The sequence below is a fragment of the Algibacter sp. 2305UL17-15 genome (genome assembly GCF_040720935.1).
In the GTDB taxonomy this organism is placed as follows: Bacteria; Bacteroidota; Bacteroidia; order Flavobacteriales; family Flavobacteriaceae; genus Jejuia.
This window is the reverse complement of sequence record NZ_JBFDAE010000009.1, coordinates 189,630-196,012: the sequence shown is the minus strand read 5'-3', so window position 1 is coordinate 196,012 and position 6,383 is coordinate 189,630. Positions and strand designations below refer to the sequence as shown.

The 6,383-nt window shown below is 35.8% G+C and carries 4 protein-coding genes; all 4 read right to left on the bottom strand.

All coding sequences use genetic code 11. The features are described from left to right. Nucleotides 1-451: 451 nt before the first annotated feature. Nucleotides 452-2,500: a putative porin gene (locus ABXQ82_RS11785; protein WP_367059613.1), complete on the bottom strand. Its 2,049-nt coding sequence runs from the start codon at nt 2,498-2,500 to the stop codon at nt 452-454. A gap of 161 nt (nt 2,501-2,661) precedes the next feature. Then, nucleotides 2,662-4,002, bottom strand: coding sequence for a DUF4302 domain-containing protein (locus ABXQ82_RS11780; RefSeq protein ID WP_367059610.1), 1,341 nt, complete (start codon nt 4,000-4,002; stop codon nt 2,662-2,664). A gap of 5 nt (nt 4,003-4,007) precedes the next feature. Continuing rightward, nucleotides 4,008-4,862 carry a putative zinc-binding metallopeptidase gene (locus ABXQ82_RS11775; RefSeq protein WP_367059607.1) on the bottom strand — a complete coding sequence of 285 codons (855 nt, stop codon included), beginning with the start codon at nt 4,860-4,862 and terminating at the stop codon, nt 4,008-4,010. Between the two features lie 20 nt (nt 4,863-4,882). Beyond that, a complete protein-coding gene (locus ABXQ82_RS11770) occupies nt 4,883-6,376 on the bottom strand; it encodes a RagB/SusD family nutrient uptake outer membrane protein (protein ID WP_367059604.1) in 1,494 nt (497 codons plus the stop codon). Between the last annotated feature and the right edge of the window lie 7 nt (nt 6,377-6,383).

Below are 6,383 nucleotides of genomic sequence, written 5' to 3'. Positions count from 1 at the left end.
TGGTTTTATGGCGCAAGACTGCCCGGCGGCAGAAAATGCGGCGTTAATTTGTTCCATAATATTATCGCGCTAAGGCGCTAAGGCGCAAGGAGGGCTGGAAATACTTGTATATATATGGAGGGCGAACGAATATTTTTGGGCACTAGGGATTATCTGTACCTGCCCCTATTAAAGCGGCATGCTCTTAAGGCCTGCTTCCTGAAGCCCCAAATACCTATCTGGTCGATATCTGGGCAGGCCTTCCAATGGCCTGGGCTGAAAACGGACTTTGGCGGACTGAAACGCGTTAGGGATAGAAACGGCATCCTTTGTGCGAAGCTTAAGATGTGATAATTTATAATTTAGCAAAATGTTCATTGATTGGAGAGATCCCGAAACAGGTTCGGGACTGCTTCGCAGAAAGATATAGTGGATAGCCCGACCCTTTTTGGGGAACGCCCTAAAAATCATATTACAGAAAGAAATCCCAAACTACTCCGAATCTTATCGTGAAATCTCTATATGGTGTGTTTGGTGCGGCATAGTAATCGTAGCCTGTGAACGCGGAATTGAAATGTTCTGCTTTAAAAAAAATGCGTGTTTGCCTGATTTTGGCGTTCAGGAAGAAATCTAATCTTGGGAAACCCCCATATTCTCTGTCGGTTTGCACATAAAACTCTGCCAATACTGGATTATATGCATCCATATAATACTTTGTGAAGTAGTTTAGGGTTACTCCTGTTTGCAAATACATGGCTTTTTGAAATATTTGCGAACTGTAATAGAGGGTGTTCCTTGTGGTTAATTGAGGTACGTTGAGAACATTATTATCGTCTTGTACGTTTTGATATAATATGGTGTTGTTTAGTGCAAATTTCCCGACGCTGATTTCGTTTTCTAGTTTGGCTCTTAAATAACTGATGGTTTTATTGTTTTGAAACGCTTTTATGGATTGTGTTGCAGTTTCGTTTTCGTCTTGCTTGAAATAAACATGGTCTGATATTGTGGAATAGTCTATCGTGAGGTCTGCTATTTTTTTATACTTGATTTGAAATGCCAATTGTTGCGTTTCTATATTATTGAATTTATTTTGCCAATTGTAATTTTGATAATTACTTTGATAGAGCTGCGCGTTAAAATTTGGTGCTCTTGAACTGTGATTAATTGCCGCTTTTGCTAGAATGTCTTCGGTAAAATTGAATGATGCATCTGCCTTAAAGTAATTACCCGAAAAATCTCCCGTTACATTGACACCTAATTCGCCTTCTAAATTAAAACCCCTGTAATATTTATGGTATTTTCCGCCTGTGCTATAAATATTGCCTTTTAATCTGTTTACAACGGTATTATTGGTTAACACAACTACCTTATTATAACCATAGTTGTAATGGGTATTGCTTGCATTAACATAAAAGTCTCCCAATGCATTATTTAAATAGTGCAGTTCGAACTGGTTGTATAATTTTTCTAGTGTCACACGATCTCTAAAGCCCGAACTAGAAAATGCATCGCCAAAAAAGGAGGCGTTTGCACTACTACTCTCGTCGTACTGAAAGGATTTATCTTCAAATGATATGATATGCTTAAGTTCGAGTTTACTTTTTGATGTTGAGTCGTTTAGTGTTTTTGCTAGTGATTTCTTAACCACTCTATTAAAGAAGCTATAACTATGGTCCAGGTGAAACCGCTTTCCTTTTAAGATACTTTCCGCATTTTCAAAATTCACTTCTAATATGGAACGGTCTAAAAATTCGTCTACACCTAGTTCAAAATTTTCGGCGGAATCGGCCTGGAGTCCGCCATTTTCTTGATTTAGCAAATCTTGCATGACAATATGCCCTCGCATTTGATAGCGGTTATCTTTAGTTTTATAATTTGTAGTAAACCTAAAATTACCTGTGCTGGTTAAAATGTGCTGGTATTGTCCTAAGGAACGCATCCCTTTGTAGGCTATTGAAAAATTAAACTGGGGTGATGTGTTTACGGTAAAGAAGGAGTCGGCTAATTGTCCTTGTTCGAAGGCTGTTTTAAAAAACAATTCTGTTAATGGTGTTGGGACATTGTAATAATAAATGTCTTCAACTTCCATGTAGTTGAAATGCCTTGCCCTTGCTCCAAAACTTGGTAGAAGCTGAGTGTTTTCGAAGTTATGGGTTAAGCTATTATAGGTTTGCCCTAGATTTGAGAATGGCATTAAGCCGAAATTATCCCGTCTTAAATAATTGAACTTGTATTCCTTTTGGATGGTTAATGTAGTATCAACATGGGTGGTATCGTTTTTATGTGATATAATGAGGTAGTCCTTTATATTGGCTTTTTTACCTTGGGCTCCTTCGGGATCTAATCGGTCTAGTAGGTTTTTTTTTGGTTTTTGCCCTCTGGAATTAACGGCAATACTATCTTGGGCAGTAATTGAAACGGTATCTGCTTCCTTGATTTGCTGCTGCTTTTCAGTAATAGTTTGCCCAAATACAACCGATGAGAAACACACACAAAATAAAACGTAAACTAACTTCTGCATAAAATTTTAAAACGTTGCAAATGTAAATACAAAATATGATAACGTTGTAAAATGAGAAAATTATTTATTTTAAAAAATTTAACTAGATATTCAAATTGATGCAAACAAAAAAGTTCGTAATTTTTTACGAACTTTTTTTGTACTATAATTTAAACCATAAATTACTCATCCCAATAATTTATTTCTATGGTTGGATCTGCAACATTAATCATTGAGAATGTTCTATTGGCAAAACCTTCTAAGCTACCTGTATTATTTAAGTAAAAGCCTTCAGGACCTCCCATATAAAGATCTATCAAAGGTTGAAATATAGCTTTTGTACCTGGAGTTACGCCATTTGACAGGCCGTTATCAGTAATTACTACTATACCATCAGTAACAACAAAATCTACTCCAAATAAAAATGCACCAAAATTTGTTCCGAAGAAAAGCACAGGAACGTTTCCATCATTTAAATTATTATAAAGAATAAAGTCTATGGTAAGTCCATATGTGGTTTCTAAAAACGATGTATAATCTGCATAGAAACTATGATACGCTGTGCTCGATTTAAGTGGTTCCTCAAAATTAACCCAAGCTCTATTTCTTCTAACTCCAAAATCATAAGGATCGAGAGGTGTTACTGGGGTGCTACCATAACCTATTTTAGCAGTAACGCCATCAACAACAGAAACATATTCAAAGCCTGAAGAATCGTCAAACACAAAATCTTCAATTAAAACACCATTAACCTCTAAGGCAGGACTTATAGTTAATCCATCCTCGGTAAATGCGATTCCGAATTCTTCATCAGAAACAGTTCCATCATCAGCTTGTGTTGTTGGGTTTGCAAATAATTTTATATTGTCATAATTGAGGGCATATCTTTTAACAGAAGAACCATCATCAACACTCATAAAAGGGAAAGAGGTAACACTATCAGAATCTACAAATTCGTTCCTTCTATTTAATGACTTTTCTGCGCTAGCAATACTTTCACTTTCAAAATCAGAAAACCCAGTTGGCTCTAGCACAAGAAACCCTGTATCTCTACTTCTGATATCACGAAAGGTTAACACACCACTATCATTTGAAAAAAATTGAAAAACAGAAGTACCTTTAAAACCTGTACCAACTAATCCTGTAATTTCTGGATTACTTACTTTTTGAATATGGTTTCTTGTTGTGAAAACCAACTCTGTCGCGCTCCCTAGCCTAACATCATATGACGAAGTCTCGATATCTAGATTTTCATCAAAATCAGATGTCATTTCTACAGTACCGTCTTCATTGAACTTCATGTAGAATGTAAAACCACCAAATTCGTCATTTTTCGTGAAATAAACCCCTTTAAAACCACTTGTTTCAGATAACAACGAGTTTAAAAGTTCAGCATTTCTTTGAGTAGCCCGATCAGCTGGGGCTTCGTCAAATACAGACTCAGCTCTATCGACGTTGCTACAGGAATTTAGGATCACAAACAGCAGTCCAACAAACCAATATTTAATATTTATCTTTTTCATAGTTTTTAATTTACAAGTTCTAATGTTGCAGCTTCTGTTAAAGCCTGCAGCTCGTATATATCTATATTAAAATTAACTTTGTAATATTCTACAACCATAGACTCTTTAAGTCGTATTATTTCTTTAGCTCTTTCACTAGTGATACTTTCTATAATAGCATCAAAGTTTTCTTTAGAATTAGTTAACATTTCTGAAACCATTTCAACAAAATCTTCCCCAGCCTGACTTGATCCATAAGCTGTTATATAACCTAATTCCCTGGCTTCTTCATCCGTTCGGTTAAACCATTGTGCTGTATAATCAGCAGGATTAATTAATCCATAGTTTATATCGAATGGAATATTCTGGTTTAAGATATGCCCATACTCATGCTGAACTGTCTTTAGAGGTCTCTTAATATCATCTGCATTAGTGAAATCAAGAAAATCAATATTAAAAAGTGTGATTTTAGTACCTGCCTCAGCAACTCCAAGTGTTATGGTAGGACTATTTGGGTTATAATTAAAGCTACCTACAAAATTAAACTGTCTTGGCGCAATTTTCTTTATAAAATCTGCACCTCCAACTTGGGTGTATGGCTCTATCCAAACTTTTTGTAAAGCTTCTGCCACTGGTTGCACACTAGATTCTAAAGGCGGGTGCAAATATCGGGCAACATCAGTATCATTAATATCCCATTTGTACAGAACTTCTATATTATAGGGTGCCACAAAGTTTTGACGTAACCATATATCCAAATCATTAAGAATTGGCGGATTAGTATCTATTTGACTTTCGCCAACAGCATCAGAGCCATCATTACAAGATATTGCGAACAGCAAAATTGTGCTTGATAAAGCTATGTATATGTATTTTTTCATTTTGATAAAATTTATTTTTATTATCTAGGGTTTTGTTGAATTCCGAAAGACTGAGCAGATTCAGGAATTTGCAACTGTCTTCTGTTATCACCTTTTGGCAATGTGACTACATTTCCAAAAAAATCACGATGGTTTATGACCATATTGTGTCGTTTATTATCAAACCACCTTAACCCTTCAGCATAAAAAATTGTTCTTCTAATGGTTAAAACAGCATTAACGAATGCTAGAGATTCCGTTGGTATGGTGTAAAATGGCGTGTACAAACTAGTATCGGCAACAGCAAAACGAGTTTGCACGTCAGTAGGGTCTAATTCATCAAAAGCAGCAATATACTCTCTTGTTTTAACAGAATAGGATAAGTTAATATCATCTGTAGCTTTATCTAATTCGCCCAACATAGCATAAGCTTCTGCTCTGTTTAAAAGTGCTTCATCTGTTGAAAATAGCACATATCCTGTATAGTAAGTACCAATGTTTGCAGCCTGGTTTGTAACTTTAAAAAAGTCTTGAAATTTAGGAATATTGTTAACCAAATCCCCACTTCCATAAATAACATAGGACCAAGGTTGCCCGGTTCCATTCGCCGCTGGAAAAATCACATCCACTAAGGCTTCGCTTAACTGGTATCTCGATGTGGCGTAAGCATTAACTGAATAAATAGATACAGCAGATACCAATAGTAGATTAGCAGGTTCTTGTGTAGAAGAAGCAAATCTTAATTGTTGTTCTGAGTAGGTTCTTGGTCTATATTCGTTTTCCCAATCTCTAAGAACGCTTGCATCTCCAACACCTAAAGCTAAAGTACTATGATCTATAACTTTTTGCCATTCGGCAGTATTAAGGTAAAAACGAGATGCAAAGGCATGTGCTGCTCTTTTAGTGAAATGAAAGGCTGGCACATCATAATCATCTTTAATTAAAGGTAGGCCAACTTCTAAATCTTCTCGAATATTTGCATATACATTTTCTACAGTACCTCTTTCATAATCTCCCAACAAAACTGTTTCAGGCTCTGTAACATAAGGTATACCCAAGTCTGAACCTGCAGTAGATGGATTATAAGCTTTAGAAAATATATTAACCAACATATAATGTGCATATGCACGACAAATTAGAGCTTCACCTTTTAGATGATTTAATGCCTCACCCCCACCTAATTCTTCTATTGAAGCTAGAGCTTGATTAGCCTGTGCAATCGCTTTATATGCTCTATTCCAGTAATATGTAGGCGTTTCTGTATCTGTATCGTTAATGTCATTCCAAAAATACATCTCTTCATTGACTCTAATATTTTCGGCACTAGGCCCTTTATCATCAGCATTATCGCTCATGGGCTCCAAGAAAGGAACATAAGCAGCATCTGGATAAGCCCCTACCAATAATTCGCCTATTTTTTCAGCAGAATCTATTGTTGTTCTATTGTCTGGCGTTTCATCTAAAATATCGTTACACGACGACACTAATAAAACAAAAACCAGAAGTTTAATTAAATTAAAATTTATTTTTTTCATAGTATTC